Annotated in this window: 11 protein-coding genes and 1 tRNA gene; 5 read left to right on the top strand and 7 right to left on the bottom strand. The window is 51.0% G+C overall.

The window, feature by feature from the left end; genetic code table 11:
* Positions 1-9: 9 nt before the first annotated feature.
* The 5 genes from ABNT28_RS05900 to ABNT28_RS05880 all read right to left on the bottom strand — a co-directional run bounded on the left by ABNT28_RS05900 (position 10) and on the right by ABNT28_RS05880 (position 7,160).
* Positions 10-84, bottom strand: a tRNA-Gln gene (locus ABNT28_RS05900).
* Positions 85-246: 162 nt separating this feature from the next.
* Positions 247-2,454, bottom strand: a complete 2,208-nt coding sequence (locus tag ABNT28_RS05895) for a hypothetical protein (protein ID WP_348721176.1) — start codon at positions 2,452-2,454, stop codon at positions 247-249.
* Between the two features lie 152 nt (positions 2,455-2,606).
* Positions 2,607-3,536 (bottom strand): 4-(cytidine 5'-diphospho)-2-C-methyl-D-erythritol kinase, encoded by a 930-nt coding sequence (locus ABNT28_RS05890; protein WP_348721175.1) that lies wholly within the window; start codon positions 3,534-3,536, stop codon positions 2,607-2,609.
* A 72-nt stretch (positions 3,537-3,608) separates the two neighbouring features.
* A complete protein-coding gene (locus ABNT28_RS05885) occupies positions 3,609-5,381 on the bottom strand; it encodes a tetratricopeptide repeat protein (RefSeq protein WP_332925050.1) in 1,773 nt (590 codons plus the stop codon).
* Between the two features lie 117 nt (positions 5,382-5,498).
* Positions 5,499-7,160 carry an electron transfer flavoprotein-ubiquinone oxidoreductase gene (locus ABNT28_RS05880; protein ID WP_348721174.1) on the bottom strand — a complete coding sequence of 554 codons (1,662 nt, stop codon included), beginning with the start codon at positions 7,158-7,160 and terminating at the stop codon, positions 5,499-5,501.
* A 338-nt stretch (positions 7,161-7,498) separates the two neighbouring features.
* Here ABNT28_RS05880 and ABNT28_RS05875 point away from each other — a divergent pair, with 338 nt between their 5' ends.
* The 5 genes from ABNT28_RS05875 to ABNT28_RS05855 all read left to right on the top strand — a co-directional run bounded on the left by ABNT28_RS05875 (position 7,499) and on the right by ABNT28_RS05855 (position 13,034).
* Positions 7,499-8,431: a uracil-DNA glycosylase gene (locus ABNT28_RS05875; protein ID WP_332925052.1), complete on the top strand. Its 933-nt coding sequence runs from the start codon at positions 7,499-7,501 to the stop codon at positions 8,429-8,431.
* A 103-nt stretch (positions 8,432-8,534) separates the two neighbouring features.
* The gene (locus tag ABNT28_RS05870; RefSeq protein WP_348721173.1) at positions 8,535-10,250 is read left to right on the top strand and encodes a lytic transglycosylase domain-containing protein; all 1,716 of its coding nucleotides are present in this window, start codon (positions 8,535-8,537) and stop codon (positions 10,248-10,250) included.
* 66 nt (positions 10,251-10,316) lie between these two features.
* Complete coding sequence (gene moaB, locus ABNT28_RS05865; protein WP_348721172.1) at positions 10,317-10,877, top strand: molybdenum cofactor biosynthesis protein B; 561 nt, start codon at positions 10,317-10,319, stop codon at positions 10,875-10,877.
* On the top strand, positions 10,877-11,584 hold the full coding sequence (locus ABNT28_RS05860; RefSeq protein ID WP_348721171.1) for a ribonuclease HII: 708 nt from the start codon (positions 10,877-10,879) through the stop codon (positions 11,582-11,584). Before moaB ends, ABNT28_RS05860 begins: the two co-directional genes overlap by 1 nt.
* A 358-nt stretch (positions 11,585-11,942) precedes the next feature.
* Complete coding sequence (locus ABNT28_RS05855) at positions 11,943-13,034, top strand: DNA methyltransferase (protein ID WP_332924455.1); 1,092 nt, start codon at positions 11,943-11,945, stop codon at positions 13,032-13,034.
* Positions 13,035-13,057: 23 nt separating this feature from the next.
* Here the strand turns inward: ABNT28_RS05855 and ABNT28_RS05850 are convergent, their stop codons facing one another.
* Together ABNT28_RS05850 and ABNT28_RS05845 are read right to left on the bottom strand one after the other, a co-directional pair.
* Entirely contained in the window at positions 13,058-13,576 is a 519-nt protein-coding gene (locus ABNT28_RS05850; protein WP_348721170.1) for an adenine phosphoribosyltransferase, read from the bottom strand.
* Positions 13,569-15,743 (bottom strand): malate synthase G, encoded by a 2,175-nt coding sequence (locus ABNT28_RS05845; protein WP_348721169.1) that lies wholly within the window; start codon positions 15,741-15,743, stop codon positions 13,569-13,571. The genes ABNT28_RS05850 and ABNT28_RS05845 overlap by 8 nt, the downstream gene beginning before the upstream one ends.
* Positions 15,744-15,774: the final 31 nt, after the last annotated feature.

Below are 15,774 nucleotides of genomic sequence, written 5' to 3'. Positions count from 1 at the left end.
AAAAAGGTTTGGCTGGGGCGGTAGGATTCGAACCTACGGTACACGATACCAAAAACCGATGCCTTACCACTTGGCCACGCCCCAACAACAAACGTTCGGCAATCTAACGAGCAACTTTGCCGCAATCAAGCCTGTTATTTCATATCTTTGCTAATTCTTTACTTTGTAAATGCGGTTACGTGCTGATTTGATAGCTTATAAATGATGTAACTCATTAATTTTTTACCTTATAAATGCGGTAACCTATCAATTTTTTACCTTATAAATGCGGTAAAAGGGAAACCTATCGTCGATGAGGGTGAAATAGAGCGGGTTTTCTGCCCCCAGATAAAAAAGCTGGTTAAAGCTACTTTGATAAAGACGCGGATGCATGATGTGCGTTTGAATCGTGGCATCACCAAGATCATGCGCCTGCATCACCAGCCCCTGTGAGCGTTTATATTGCCGTTGTGCAATGATTTTGCCTTTGCGGGTTTCGACCATGCGGCTCATAAGCGGGTTTTGGTCAATCGTGCCTCTGGTCAGATCAAACCGACGACCAGCACAGATCAGATGTGGCGGTGCGCTATTGTCGTTACAGCGAATGGTTTGATATTCGAGACGATTGTCGCCCGGGCGTATATTGATCGGTTTGCCACGGGTGGCATCCCACATGCCAAGCTGGCTGATCGCCTGCATCCATGGCACCATCTGATGCGTCAAAACCAGATAAATGTCAGCCTTGCTTGCCCCGGAGAAGGATGCGAAATGGGCATCCAATGCGCCAGCTGTTTCGCTTTTTGAACGCAGACCATCCAGACCATCTTCGGCAAGAAAGGTCAGAATGGCGGCGGTCTCGGCCTGGCTGTTGGCGGTTAAGGCGCGCGCCACAAAATGCGTGATAGGTGTTACTTGGGCACCGCCATCATGCAGGCTATTCATATCGCTGAGGAAGGTGGCTATATAGCCATAATCCCACCAGCTGGCGATGACTGCCGGTTTTGGGTTTGGGCGTGATGCTATGTGGCTGTTCAGATGGGCAAAGCCAGTCAGCACGTCGCGGCTGAATGATGGTATGGGCAGATAGGGATTGGTGAGAGGGTTATAGGCATTCAGATAGACCAAAGCCGTAAGGATCAGCGCGGTGATCGGCATAACCATTGCGGAACTGCGCGCCATAAAGGCTGGCATAGGCGCGTGGTGGCTACCGGTTTGATATTTGCGGGCATGATGACTGTCGGTTTGATATTTGCGGGTATGATATTTGCGGGTGAACCAGCTTGTCAGATAGCGAATCAGGGCAAAAAGTCCCCAGGCAACGCCAAACCAGACAATCGGCGCGGCAAAAAATACTACCCGATTGCCAAAAATGAAATTGAGCATGCCCAGCCCCAGAATTGGCAACATGGCCATACCAATGACCGGATTGAAGATGACCCAGATTAGCAAGCTAATGATGCCAAAAATACCTATTGCCGGATAATGGGTGATGCTGCGTAACAGATCGGTAAAGGGAATCACCTGTAACTCGGTGATGGTCTGAAAAGCATTGGGAAAAACCAGCGTGCCAAATTCCAGATTGAGGTTGGTGAACATATCTATCGCAACGCCGCCTGTGCGCACGAAGGTGCCTGATAGCAGAATGAAAATTATCGCCTGCGCCAAGGTGCGTTTGAGATCGCGATGCGTCATCAGGCCAGTCCAGACAAGCACGCCTAGAAAAAACCAGCTAAAAATATCCTTTGAATACCACCAGCTGAACAGCCAGTTCATACTGCCAGCAAGGATGCTGGCCAGAATCGCCGCACGCCAGCTTTTGATCCGCGCTGCCAGCAATACCAAAGCGGTGACGCCATAAAAGAAAGCCAGATTGAGCTGATCGGTATCGATGCGCCCGACCGCGCTTCGTGATAGATAGCTAAAGGACAGCCCGCCCCCCAGTGCCGCTATTGACCCCTCCCACCAGAAACCAGCACTGCCAAATAAACAGATGATCGCCACTGCCGTAATCATCGCTGTTATGGGCAGCATGGCATGGGCGGACTCAAGCAACGCCTTGTTTGACGCATCTGGTGCCAAATAGGCAATCATAACCGATAGAAGCTGTTCTTTGGTCAGACGGTTATCTGGATTGTCCTGGCGGTCAAGATTATTCGGGAACAAACGTTTTTGGTGAAAAGCATCACTGCTGTTTTCGGTTTTGATGGCTTTGGCAGTGGCCAGAAAAAACCCAGCATCAGCAGTTGAAACCGAAGGCATGTCATCGATGAAATAGATGTCGGGATCGGCCTGCCACCTGTCAAACTGCCAACTGCGCATATGCCCGTTCGCGGCGATCGCGATAATAGCCATTATCAAGCCAAGCCAGATATAAAGACGGGTTTTATCAGGGTGTAGCCATGACGGGGTGAAATGGGTCTGGTGAAAATCCCTGCACTGCCGATCCAAGGCAGCATATTTTGCTCGTATAGACATAATAAAACCAGATCACATGAAACAAATACTAAATTAGGTCTATTTAATACAAAGGGTCAATGACAGGCCATGCAAAATGCCAGCAAAGCCGATAATCACATCTGGAAATCACATCTGGAAATCACATCTGGAAATCACATCTGGTAATCACGTCAGATGATATGCGTGGCTTTGGCCCAGATTCCCGATTTGCGAAGGATTGCTTCGGCATGATGGCAAGCTGTGGCTGTATCAAACAAGGCAAAACAGCTAGCACCGCTTCCTGACATGGCGGCGATCTGACAGCCGCGCTGTTGTTGTAATAAGCGCAGAAGCGACGCTATTTCAGGTACCAGCCTAATGGCGGTATCAGCCAGATCATTGCCAATGCGGGCCAATGCGGGTGCCGCAAGCTGGCTTATGTCGCCAGCAGAACCGTGCCCATTATTATCTAAGTGCGTGAAGACATCTTTGGTGGCCAGCGGGATTAGCGGGTTAGCCAATAAAATAGAAACAGGCATAGCCGCCGCATTATCAGCATCAGATATTTTGTCATCAGCAAGCGTGAGCGCGGTGATCTGGTCGCCTATGCCTGTCATGCGTAATGTATGGGCGCGCAAACAGGCAGGCACATCAGCGCCAAGGCGGGCAGCGATGGCTTCAAGTGTTGTGGCTGTGACAGGCTTATCGGCATAGGCGTTAAGTGCGCGGAGCATCGCCGCCGCGTCAGCAGAACCGCCGCCAAGACCCGCGCCAACCGGAATCTGCTTATCAAGTGTGATCGCGATAGGGGCGATATTGCCGCCCGCGTCCCGAAAAGCTGTCAATGCCCGCATACATAAATTTTGGGTGGGTAGATTTGGGGTGGGGTTGCTGTTTGACGCATCAGAATCAACAGCATGTTCATCGTTAAGAGTAGAGGCAAAGGCACCCGTTATGGTCAGGCTGTCGGTGGTGGCAGGTGTCAGGCTGATCTGGTCGCCAAAAGCGGTGAAGATGACAGCCGAATCAAGCAGATGATAGCCATCGTCACGGCGCCCACAGATGCGCAGATATAAATTGACTTTGGCAGGTGCCATTTCGGTGATGGTTGTTGCGGTCATGTCATGTCCGTGTCGATCAAAGGAAAAGGGGCTATATCGAACTGGTATGTCTGAACAGACAGAAGTCTGTGCTTATGGCTTTAGTCCGTTGGACAATTTCTTGCGCATTGTGTCGGTTAATTCCTGATCGTTGCTTTGGTCGATGGCAAAGGTCCACATATGGCGGGCTTCGGCATAACGATTCAGTCGCCAATAGGCGTCGCCCAGATGATCGAAAATCACCGGATCAGCAGGTTCAAGCGTTGTGGCTTTTTCAAGCAGTTCGACAGCGACAGGATAATTACCGAGCTTGTAATGTACCCAGCCAAGTGAATCGACGAAATAGCCGCTTTCGGGGCGTAGCTCGACAGCTTTTTCGATCAGTTTGATCGCTTCATCCAGATTGCGCCCCTCATCTGCCCACCAATAGCCAAGATAATTGAGCGTGAAAGCATCATCCGGACTTACCGTCAACGCGGCTAGGAAACGCTCTTCAGCCTTATCATCGCTACCAAGCTGTTCGTAGGTGATGGCAAGGTTGCGATCAAGCGTCGCCGATGCAAAGCCATATTTTTCGGCTTGAAGATAAGCATCACGACTGGCGGCATAATTGCTGTTACGTCGCAGGATGTCGCCATGTTCCTTGTGTAGAAAGCCGTTTTTGGGATGATCGGCAAGATAGGACTGGATTATCGATAAAGCGGTTTCAAAGTCGTTTTCTGCAACCAGCATATCCAGCTTCATAAGCATGGCAGGCTGTGCCCATAAGCCCGTGGGGTCGATGTCAGCAAGCACGGTCATTGCCGATGTTTTCAGCGCCAGTATGTTAAGGGTTTGTGCCAGTGAAAAGCGTGCCGAATCAAGCCCCGGGGCAATATAGATGGCAAAGCGCAAGCGCGCGCCGATTGTCTGCGGCTGTCCTTCGCCGCCATTGCTGGCTGTCTGGACAACACCGTTGGCAATATTCTGGATGATCGTTGGCGGCTGGTGTGCCTGTGCGGCCAGAATTTTGCGTGTTGTTTGCAGGTCGAAAGCACGGGGTAGTTTTTGATCGAGCATGGTATCGGCCAGATCATCCGCCCCCAAACGATAAAGCAGACTGGCAAGATCAAGCATTATTGCCGATGACGGTATCCGATCATCAATCAATAATTGCGCCTTTAGCAAGGCGTCGTCTTTATTGCCAAGCGCTTCAAACATCAAGGCATGGTGAAGCTGATGATAGAAAGGCAAGCCATCTTCGGCATCGACAAGCGACATGGCACTATCGGTAAGATGGGTGATGCCCGCGTCACCACGACCTGTGGCGATCATGGCCCAAGCCTTGATAATGCCAGCAAACTGGCGCGACGGGATGTTTTCGGCAATATTGTCAGCCAACACCATAACCGCATCCCAATCAGCATCCCGGATTGCCATGGCAATACTAGGTTCGTAGCTTAGGGGCGTCATTATATTCAGGCTTTCAAGCTGGCGGCCAATGCTGGCCGCTTCTTCGACATGCCCAAGATAATATTGTGATATGAAATTGCGTTGTAGAAACTCGATATTGTCAGGTTCGGCCTCAAGCGTGCGCATATAGAAATGCGCTGAATCTTCAATCGCATTCATATATAGAGCCTGACGCGCGGCCAGATAATGCGCGGCAGGTGAGTATGGATTATAAGGTTCGCCTGTCCGCGCATTAGATATATGTGCGTTATTATCTATGGTCTGGGCGATAATTGGCTTTGATGCAGACCCGCCGCATCCAGACGCCATGACAGCGACTAGTGCCAATGCCGATCCGGTTGTCAGCAAGCGCGCAACTAAAGGCGGATTTGGCACATGAGTCTTTTGCGTCTTATTATGTCTTAGCGTGCGCATATGTTCCCTAACGGGGGCATGTGTTCCATAATGGGCTTATCCAAACCTAACCATATCAACCCAAAGACCCTACCCATATTTTAGCTGCCTATATATCCGGCTTAATATAAATGTGGCCTACATATTCGGATAATTAGGTCCACCGCCACCTTCTGGCGTTACCCAGACAATATTTTGTGATGGGTCTTTAATATCACATGTTTTGCAATGCACACAATTTTGCGCGTTGATCTGCAAACGGGGATCATTGCCATTATCATCACGGACGATCTCATAAACGCCCGCCGGACAATAACGTTGTTCAGGCGCGTCATATAAAGCAAGGTTATGTGTGATCGGGATTGTCGCATCTTTGAGTGTTAGATGCGCGGGCTGGTTTTCTTCATGATTTGTACCTGACAAAAATACCGATGAATTGCGATCAAAGCTGATAATGCCGTCAGGTTTTGGATAATCGATCTTGGGCGCGTCGGCGGCCTTACGGAGTTGTGTATGATCGGCATGATGGCGCAATGTCCACGGTGCCTTACCAAACAGCAGATAGGTATCAAGCGCGGCATGTGCCAGACCAAGCCATAGACCCTTGGCAAAGCCAGGGCGGATATTGCGCACTTTATGCAGTTCTTTCCACAGCCATGACGAGGTGAGCTTGTTAGCATAGCTGACGGGTTCATGACCTGCAGTCTCTGATGTCATGGTGGTGAGGGATTCAAAAATAGCTTCGGCGGCAACCATGCCCGACTTCATGGCGGTATGAGTACCCTTGATTTTTGGCACATTCAAAAATCCAGCCGTACAGCCAACCAGACAGCCGCCCGGGAAAGTCAGTTTTGGCACCGATTGAAAGCCACCTTCGTTCAAGGCGCGCGCACCATAGGATACGCGGCGTCCACCTTCAAAAACATCGCGCACGGCAGGATGTGTTTTGAAACGCTGAAATTCTTCAAAAGGTGATAAATGCGGATTTGAATAATCAAGCCCAACAACATAGCCAACAGCCACCTGATTGCCATTTAGATGATAGAGGAAAGACCCCCCATAGGTATCGGTTGCCAGCGGCCAGCCAATCGAATGCCAAGCCAGACCGGGCTTGGCTTTGGCAGGATCGATGTCCCATAATTCCTTGATGCCGATAGCATAGGTTTGCGGATCCTTACCTTCGCGTAGATCGAATGTTTCAAACAGGTTTTTGGTCAGATGCCCCCGACAACCTTCGGCAAAAATGGTCTGTTTGCCAACAAGCTCCATGCCGCGCATATAATTGTCGGTTGGTTCGCCATCTTTGCCAATGCCCATATCGCCTGTCGCGATGCCGCGTACCGCGCCGTTATCATCATAGAGAATTTCGGCGGCAGGAAAGCCTGGATAGATTTCGACGCCAAGCGCTTCGGCCTGTTCGCCTAGCCAGCGACAGAAATTGCCAAGTGAGATGATATAATTGCCATGATTGTTCATGCTGGGCGGGGTGGGCATGCGGAATGATTTGGTTTCGGTCAGAAACATGAATTTATCTGAAGTGACAGGCGTATCAAGCGGCGCGTTCTTGTCTTTCCAGTCAGGAATCAGTTCGTTTAATGCGCGTGGTTCAAGTACCGCACCTGACAGGATATGCGCACCTACTTCGCTGCCTTTTTCGATCAGACATACATCAAGATCGCGGCCAGCATCACTGGCAAGCTGTTTAAGGCGAATTGCCGCGGACAAGCCAGAGGGGCCACCACCAACAATAACAACATCAAATTCCATAGTTTCGCGTTCCATAGTCTCATATCCTTTCACCAGCCAAGCGGCCGTTGGCGGTAAATTATCTCTATATGGCTTAGTGCCGATCCTGTATTATTACCCTGTAAGGTGCCGTGAAGCATTGTTAGGGATACCCAAGATTACGTCAAAACCAAATTACATTTATAGCCTAGCAAAATTAAGTCCGTTATTCTGCAACGCATATCAAGAAAACGCCGATCAGGAATGATAACTGGCGGATTGCTAACAAGCGCAACAAGTGCGAGAATGATAATGGTCAGTTTATAGCGTCCGAAACAAGCAATTTTCGGTCAATTTTCGGCCAAAATGCGACGCATATCATTTGTTAATGGCCATATGTCGAGGGGCTTTTCATGTCGAACCAGTCGGCGACGACAATTCAACAGCTTATGACCCAGCTTGCATGGCAGGCCGAAATGGGCGCCGATGAGGCGTTTCTGGGTGTGGATGCGCTGGCCATGCCAAAGGTCAAGTTAGACAAATATCTGCCATCACGATCGTCGGTGCCAGAGACAGCATCATTGCCAGCATCATCAGGTGCATCATCGGGGGCATCAGGAGGTGCCAGCGCGCATGACCGTGCACCAGCCAGCATCGTATCCGCGCCCAGTGCCGCAAAAATAAGTGCCGCAAAAATAAGCGCCGCAAAAATATCAGATGTGGTGCCGCCACAAGCATCAACGCCAGACGCGCCAGATTTGGCATCGATCACGTCATTGGCCGCATTGAAAGCGGCTTTGCTGGCATTTGAAGGATGTGCGCTGAAACAGACAGCTAGTAACCTGGTCTTTGCCGATGGCAATCCAGGCGCACGGCTGATGATTATCGGCGAAGCCCCCGGGCGTGACGAGGATATGATTGGCCTGCCCTTTGTTGGTGCGTCAGGACAGCTACTTGATAAAATGCTGGCGTCGATCGGGCTCAACCGGTCGCATGTCTATATAGCCAATCTTCTGCCATGGCGGCCACCTGGCAACCGGACACCAACTACGGAAGAAACCGTGATGATGTTGCCGTGGCTGCGGCGGCATGTTCAGCTTGCCAATCCCGACTATGTTCTGATACTGGGAGGGTCGGCGGCAAAGGCCGTGCTTGATACAAAGGACGGCATTCTGAAATTACGTGGCCGTTGGCAGGATATTGATTTTGGTGATGCGATCAACCGGCCTACGCTGGCCAGCCTGCATCCAGCCTATTTGCTACGGTCACCAGCACAAAAACGCCTTTCTTTTGCCGATATGCTGTCGGTTAATGCCCGATTATCATCATCACATAATAGCGATTAAACAGGTATATGATTTTATGAACGCCTTTTTCAAAACCTCTGTCTTTTGCCGATTAAACGCCCTGAATTATGTTAGCTGGTGCTTTTTCAGGAGATGCCTTGTTATGCTGGCTGTGCTGACGGTGATGAGTGGGCAAAGCGTAAATGCGGCACCGTTGCCCGCGCCATTACCAACACCGCTATCCGATTTTGATGCTGTGCTTTATGAGCGTCTGTTCGCTTTGCAGCAAGCTGGCAAAATGAAGCAGGCAACGCGCGAAATGGGACGGCTTCGTGATCCCATGTTGATGGGGCATCTATTGTCGCAACGCTATCTGCATCCGACAGCATGGCGCTCGACCTATAGCGAGCTGGCAAGCTGGCTCAGGCAATATAATGACCACCCCGATGCCAGCCGCATTTACTGGCTTGCCAAGCGCCGCAAGGGCAATGCGCAAAAAGCACCGACCAAGCCAAAATCAGGTTATCTGAATGGCTATGGTCAGGCTGGAAGCTATGGCTATCGTCCGACAATTCCGATGAGCACAAAGGCGCGGGCATCGATTTCAACAACCCGCAATATCGCGCGTAAAGTGCGGCGGTCAATCCGTAAAGGGTGGCCTACAGGCGCTGTTGAAATCCTGAGTAGCAAAGCCAATAAACGCTATTTGACCAAACAGGAAGAAGCCCAGCTTCGTGGGGAAGTGGCGCATGCCTATTTCATTTTCGGCTATGATGACAAAGCGATCCGGCAAGCGCGCTATGCGATTGGCGTTGGCCGCGAAAGTGCGACTATGGCCTATTGGGCGGCAGGTTTGGCCTCATGGCGCAGTGGCCATTATGAAGATGCCGGTTTGTTTTTCCGCACCCTTGCCGGTTTTGACAAAGTGTCACCCGGGCTTCGTAGTAGCGCCGCGTTCTGGGCGCATCGGGTCGATATGCGGCATGGCCGATACCAGAATGCGACAAAATATCTGGAAATTGCCGCGCGTGAACTGGATAGTTTCTATGGCGTGATTGCGCGTAATGCGCTTGGCCAAAGCATGGATATTTCCTTTGATCTGCCCCCAGAGCATCCGGATTTTATGGCATGGCTGACAAATCAGCTTGGCGGCCAGCGGGTGCTGGCGTTACTGCAAATAGGCCGGCCTCATGATGCGGCGCGTGAATTGCGCTATTTATGGATGGATATGCCCGATCAGTTCAAACCAAGTGTGATGCGGTTAGCAGCTTTGCATAATATGCCTGGCCTGTCTTTTCGTGTTGGTGAAATCATCCGCAAAAATGGCGGCAAAAGCTGGTATGGGGCGTTGTACCCGCATCCTGAGTTTGCCGATATTGACTTTACCGTTGATGAAGCGCTGGTCTGGGCGGTATCGCGCCAAGAATCAGGCTTTAACCCGCGCGCCAAAAGTAGTGCCAAGGCATCGGGCCTGATGCAGCTTATGCCACGAACGGCGGCATTTATTGGGCGTGACAGAGGCTATCGTGATCGCAAACGCAGTGAGCTTTTACTCCCAAAAGTTAATCTGGCATTGGGGCAGAAATATATCCGGCATCTTCTGGATGAACAGATCATTGATAATTCGCTGGTGCGTTTGCTGGCGGCCTATAATGGCGGCCCGGGCAATCTGAATAAATGGCTTCGTCAAGTTAATCATCAGGATGATGTGTTTCTGCTTGTTGAATCGATGCCAGCTCGCGAAACACGGTATTATGTGAAAAATGTTGTTTCGAATCTGGCGATCTATCGTGCGCGCTTTGGCGAAGATGCCCCCGCATTATTGTCACTGGCCATTGGTGAAAAGGGTACCTATGTTCCCTTTGCCGCGACAAATTAGGTGGTGGATTGAAATTAGATAATAGATTGATAGGGATGCCCCGAAATGATGAAAGAGGCTAGATAGATGACCGGACATGAGAAGCGTATCGATGAATCGGTGTCGTTTGTGGCGGTCAATATTGCAGTTCTGACAGTTTCGGATTCGCGCACGATGGCTGATGATAAATCAGGCGATCTGCTGGCCGCGCGGGTGCAAGGCGATGGCCATAATCTGGCAGATAGAGCGCTTGTGACCGATGATTTCACGGCGATCACCGGCCAGCTTTCCGCATGGATCGACATGCCAGAGATTGATGTGGTGATTTCAACTGGCGGTACCGGACTGACCGGACGCGATGGCACGCCAGAAGCGTTTCGTGCGGTTTTTGACAAGGAAATCGAAGGCTTTGGCGAAATTTTCCGACTGGTCTCGTTTGACAAGATTGGCACCTCAACGATCCAGTCGCGTGCGGTTGGTGGTGTGGCCAAAGGCACCTATCTATTTGCCTTGCCAGGGTCGTCATCAGCGTGCCGCGATGGCTGGGATGAGATTTTGCGCTATCAACTCGATATAAGGCATAAGCCATGTAACTTTGTCGAGATCATGCCACGTTTACGTGAATCGGCCGATCAACGGCGGGTATAATGCCGAAATTATCGCGCCCAGATTTGTCACGTCAAGATTTGTCGCGCCCAGATTTATCGCGTGAGCATGCATGTGAAGGGCTGGTGATCGGTATTGACGAAGCGGGACGTGGCCCCTGGGCAGGCCCTGTGACGGTGGCGGCGATCTGGCTTGATCCCGCATGTTATGACAAGCTACCCGCGACGCTTGATGATTCCAAAAAGCTAAAGCCCGCGACACGTGCGGCGCTTTATAGCGCGCTGACCACAAGCACACATATATATAGTGTCATATCGGTGCCGCCTGCGGTGATCGATGCAGGAAACATTCTGCAAGTCACATTACAAGCAATGCATGATTGTGCAGAGGATGTAGCTGGTCAGCTTGCACAGGTAGGGCATAATGCGCCGCTTCATATGCTGGTGGATGGATCGATCATGCCGCCTGTACCGGTGGTGTCTGCTCGTACAAGCACGATAACAGGCGAAGCGGTGATTGGCGGCGATGGGTTATCATTATCGATTGCGGCAGCGTCGATCATCGCCAAGCAAACGCGCGATAGCATCATGATCGAACTTGATGCGGCCTATCCAGGCTATGGCTGGGCGTCAAATATGGGCTATGGCACCAAGGCGCATCAAGAAGGGCTAGCCGCGCTGGGGGTGACGCCGCATCACCGGAAAAGCTATAAGCCGATCCAACGTATTCTGGATGCGCAATCGGGCTGAAGGCTGTGTTTTAGCCCTGTTTTTTAGGGTGAAATAGACGCGACACAGCCGCACGGTTTCGCCAAAGCATCATTCTGGCTGTTTTTTGGCCTGCATCGCACCACTAGATACAAGGTCTTCGTGCGGATAAGCCACAATATATAGTTATGACTTTAAGAAACTTTCTTAAGCTGTTGACTTATATTGATTCTATGATTCTTTTAGACTTCATAACAAGCCGAAATGGCGCGAATAATGCAGATAAGTTGGCATGTGGCCAAGGCTTTGGCCAAAGATATAGGCAAGCGATTAGGCAAGCGATTAGGCAAGCGATTAGGCAAGCGATTAGGCCAGAGATGGTTAGTAAAGGACGGTTAGGGTGGACAAGAATATCGTACTTCAGGGTGATTGCGTTGAAACGCTGAAAACCCTCGCTAAAAATTCGGTTGATCTGGTATTCGCTGACCCGCCTTACAATCTACAGCTTTCGGATCTGCTGGTGCGCCCGGATCAATCTTCGGTAGCTTCGGTTGATGATGCGTGGGATCAGTTTGATTCCTTTGCCGCCTATGACGAATTTACCCTAGCATGGATGCGCGAAGTGCATCGCGTGCTGAAGCCAAATGGCTCTATCTGGGTGATTGGCAGCTATCATAATATTTTCCGTGTTGGCAAGATTATGCAGGATCTTGGTTTCTGGGTGCTGAATGACGTGATCTGGCGCAAGACCAACCCGATGCCGCATTTCCGCGGTCGGCGTTTTACCAATGCGCATGAAACGATGATCTGGGCTGCGAAATCGCAAAAGGCAAAACACACATTCAATTACGAAGCGATGAAAGCGTTGAATGGTGATGTGCAGATGCGGTCTGACTGGGAATTGCCTCTATGTACAGGGCATGAGCGCTTGAAAGAAAATGGCAAACGCGCGCATCCAACACAAAAGCCCGAGTCACTGCTGGCGCGGGTCATTCTGGCTTCGAGCAAACGTGATGATGTGATTCTTGACCCGTTTTTTGGCACCGGCACGACAGGTGCGGTGGCGCGCCGCCTGAAACGGAATTTCATTGGCATTGAACAGGATGCGGCCTATGTCAAGCTGGCGCGTGAGCGGATTGATAAGGTCACGCCAATTGCGTCGCTTGATCTGCTGGCCAGTGAACAAAAGCGGGCTTTGCCAAAGATACCGTTCGGCACGCTGATTGAACGCGGCATGTTACAGCCCGGGGATCGGCTATTTGATTCAAAAAAGCGTTTTTCTGCTCAGGTACGCGCTGATGGATCGCTGATTACAGATAGTAAGGAAAGCGGATCAATCCATTCGCTTGGGGCGCAACTGCAATCATTGCCCTCGTGTAATGGCTGGATTTTCTGGCATGTTGAGCGTGACGGCAAGCCCGTTTTGATCGACCGGTTCCGTGATGATATTCGTGCGTCAAACGAACAAGACAGCGTTACGAACGAAAGCTAGACTGCTTGATAATTGACCACAGGCTAGAATTCATAGGTCTGAAGTGATGCGACGGGAAAGGCAAGCGTTTCACGTGCCTTCAGACCCGTCAGTTCGATCAAACATACTGCGCCTGTCACATGTCCACCTGCCATATCGACCAGCTTTGCCGCCGCCGATAAAGTGCCACCAGTGGCGAGCAGATCGTCGCAAAGGACAATGTTTTTACCCGCGACATTACGATCATGCTGAAGCGCCAAAGTGGCATTGTCATATTCAAGCGCATAGGTGCTTTGATATAGCGCGCCAGGTAATTTCCTCGCTTTGCGGATCATGAGGACACCACAATCAAGATGCGTGGCAATCGGCACGGAAAACAAAAAACCACGCGCATCAATGCCCGCGATAAGATCAGGCTGCATCGGGGCGGCAAGTTCGCACAATGCCGCGTTGGCTTGCTTTAGGATCACAGGGTCTTCAAGCGCCGGACTTATATCGTAAAAGGTGATGCCCTGTTTTGGGAAGCCCGGCGTTTTTGAAATATAGGGATCGAGATTAAGCATTTGTCCGATCGCTATGTTTCTTTTCAAGGCGTCGGCGATGCAATACGGGCTCGGTATAGCCAGATGGCTGTTCGCGCCCCTGAAACACCAGATCGCATGCGGCCTTGAAAGCGATCGATGTGTCAAAATTACCCGCCATTGGCGTATAGGCCGGATCGCCTGCATTCTGCTGATCGACGATAGCGGCCATTTCCTGCATCACCTCCATAACCAGCGTTTCGTCACAAATGCCATGATGAAGCCAGTTGCTCATATGCTGGGATGAAATGCGCAAGGTCGCACGATCTTCCATCAGCCCAACATCATGGATGTCAGGCACCTTTGAACAGCCAACACCCTGATCGATCCAGCGCACAACATAGCCAAGAATGCCCTGGGCGTTATTGCGCAGTTCCTGACGGATATCATCAGCAGACCAGTTTGGTCTTGTGCTGATCGGGATCGACAGAATATCGGCGCGTTTGGCAGGTTCACGATTTACCAGCTGGGCTTGCTGTTCGGCGACATTAACCTGATGATAATGTAGTGCATGCAAGGTGGCGGCGGTTGGTGATGGTACCCATGCACAATTTGCCCCCGCCATCGGATGACCGATTTTCTGTTCCATCATGGCGGCCATCATGTCAGGCATTGCCCACATGCCTTTGCCAATCTGGCCACGTCCACCTAAGCCGCAGGCAAGACCGATATCGACATTCCAGTTTTCATAAGCGGCGATCCATGGTGCCGCTTTCATGTCACTTTTGCGGATCATCGGTCCGGCATTCATCGAGGTGTGTATCTCGTCACCGGTGCGGTCTAGGAAACCAGTATTGATAAAGACAACCCGATTTCTAGCGGCATGGATACAGGCCTTTAGATTGACCGTTGTCCGGCGTTCTTCGTCCATGATGCCCATTTTGATGGTGCAGGCAGGAAGCCCCAGCACCGATTCAACCGCAGCAAAAATATCATTGGCAAAGGCGACTTCTTCGGGGCCATGCATTTTCGGCTTTACGATATAAACCGATCCCGCAACCGAATTGCGCCGTGCCTGTAGGTCAGACATGGCGGCGGCAACAGTGATAAAGGCGTCCATGATGCCTTCGGGAATTTCACTGCCGTCAGACAATAGGATGGCCGGATTGGTCATCAGATGACCGACATTGCGCACCAGCATCAATGCGCGTCCGCGCAAGCTGGCGTTTTCGCCATTGGCGGTGACATAATCGGTGTCATTATTCAGTTTGCGGACGATGCTTTTACCGCCCTTTTCAAAGGTATCTTCAAGGCTGCCATTCATCAGGCCGTACCAGTTGCTATAGGCAACGACTTTATCGTCGGCATCGACAGCGGCGATGGAATCTTCACAATCCATAATTGTCGATAAGGCTGACTCGCCGCGAACATCATTGATTGATGCGGGATCATCAGTGCCAATGACACCATCGGCATCAATCATGATCTGGAAATGCAGACCGTTGTTACAGACAATGACCGATGTCGGTGTTGCCGCATCACCCATATAGCCAGTAAAGCTGGCCGCATTGACAAGATGCGTTGTTGCCCCCGACGCCAGCGTTAAGGCAAGCGTGCCGTCAGTGATCGTTAGATGGGTGATGTCAGACCATGATCCGCTTGCCAATGGCACGACATCATCAAGTACCTTGCGCACATAGGCGATTACCTTTGCACCGCGGGCAGGATTATAGCCTTTTGTTGCGCCATCAGCAGCATCATGTGGAATCACATCGGTGCCATAAAGCGCGTCATAAAGGCTACCCCAGCGGGCATTTGCCGCGTTCAACGCATAACGCGCATTGGTGATTGGCACAACCAATTGTGGCCCAGCGATAGATGCGATTTCGGCATCAACATTATCGGTTTCAACCTGAAAATCGGCGACTTCGGGAACAAGATAGCCAATGTCGCGCAAAAAGGCCTCGTAAGCTGTGGCATCAATGGCACTGCCAGCATGGGCATTATGCCAGTCGTCAATTTTGGCCTGAATTGATGCGCGCGTGGCTAGCAATGCCCGATTACGTGGTGCCAGCTCATGCACGGCCTTGTCAAAGCCAGCCCAGAAGTTGTCAGGCGTTATCAATCCCTGTTCGGTCAGCATGTTATTTACAAACTGGTAAAGAGGGCTGGCAATCGAAAGATTTCCATGCGTATCAAAGGCGATCATCACTATCTCCACATTAAGAAAAGAACAGGGC

The organism is uncultured Candidatus Puniceispirillum sp., assembly GCF_963979125.1.
GTDB lineage: Bacteria > Pseudomonadota > Alphaproteobacteria > Puniceispirillales > Puniceispirillaceae > Puniceispirillum.
This window is presented reverse-complemented; position numbering and strand designations above follow the sequence as displayed.

Excerpts from the sequence above, each read along its gene's own strand:
- ABNT28_RS05895 (WP_348721176.1), bottom strand. The coding sequence starts at position 2,454 with ATGTCTATACGAGCAAAATATGCTGCCTTGGATCGGCAGTGCAGGGAT.
- ABNT28_RS05890 (WP_348721175.1), bottom strand. The coding sequence starts at position 3,536 with ATGACCGCAACAACCATCACCGAAATGGCACCTGCCAAAGTCAATTTA.
- ABNT28_RS05885 (WP_332925050.1), bottom strand. The coding sequence starts at position 5,381 with ATGCGCACGCTAAGACATAATAAGACGCAAAAGACTCATGTGCCAAAT.
- ABNT28_RS05875 (WP_332925052.1), top strand. The coding sequence starts at position 7,499 with ATGTCGAACCAGTCGGCGACGACAATTCAACAGCTTATGACCCAGCTT.
- ABNT28_RS05870 (WP_348721173.1), top strand. The coding sequence starts at position 8,535 with ATGCTGGCTGTGCTGACGGTGATGAGTGGGCAAAGCGTAAATGCGGCA.
- moaB (WP_348721172.1), top strand. The coding sequence starts at position 10,317 with ATGACCGGACATGAGAAGCGTATCGATGAATCGGTGTCGTTTGTGGCG.
- ABNT28_RS05860 (WP_348721171.1), top strand. The coding sequence starts at position 10,877 with ATGCCGAAATTATCGCGCCCAGATTTGTCACGTCAAGATTTGTCGCGC.
- ABNT28_RS05850 (WP_348721170.1), bottom strand. The coding sequence starts at position 13,576 with ATGCTTAATCTCGATCCCTATATTTCAAAAACGCCGGGCTTCCCAAAA.
- ABNT28_RS05845 (WP_348721169.1), bottom strand. The coding sequence starts at position 15,743 with ATGATCGCCTTTGATACGCATGGAAATCTTTCGATTGCCAGCCCTCTT.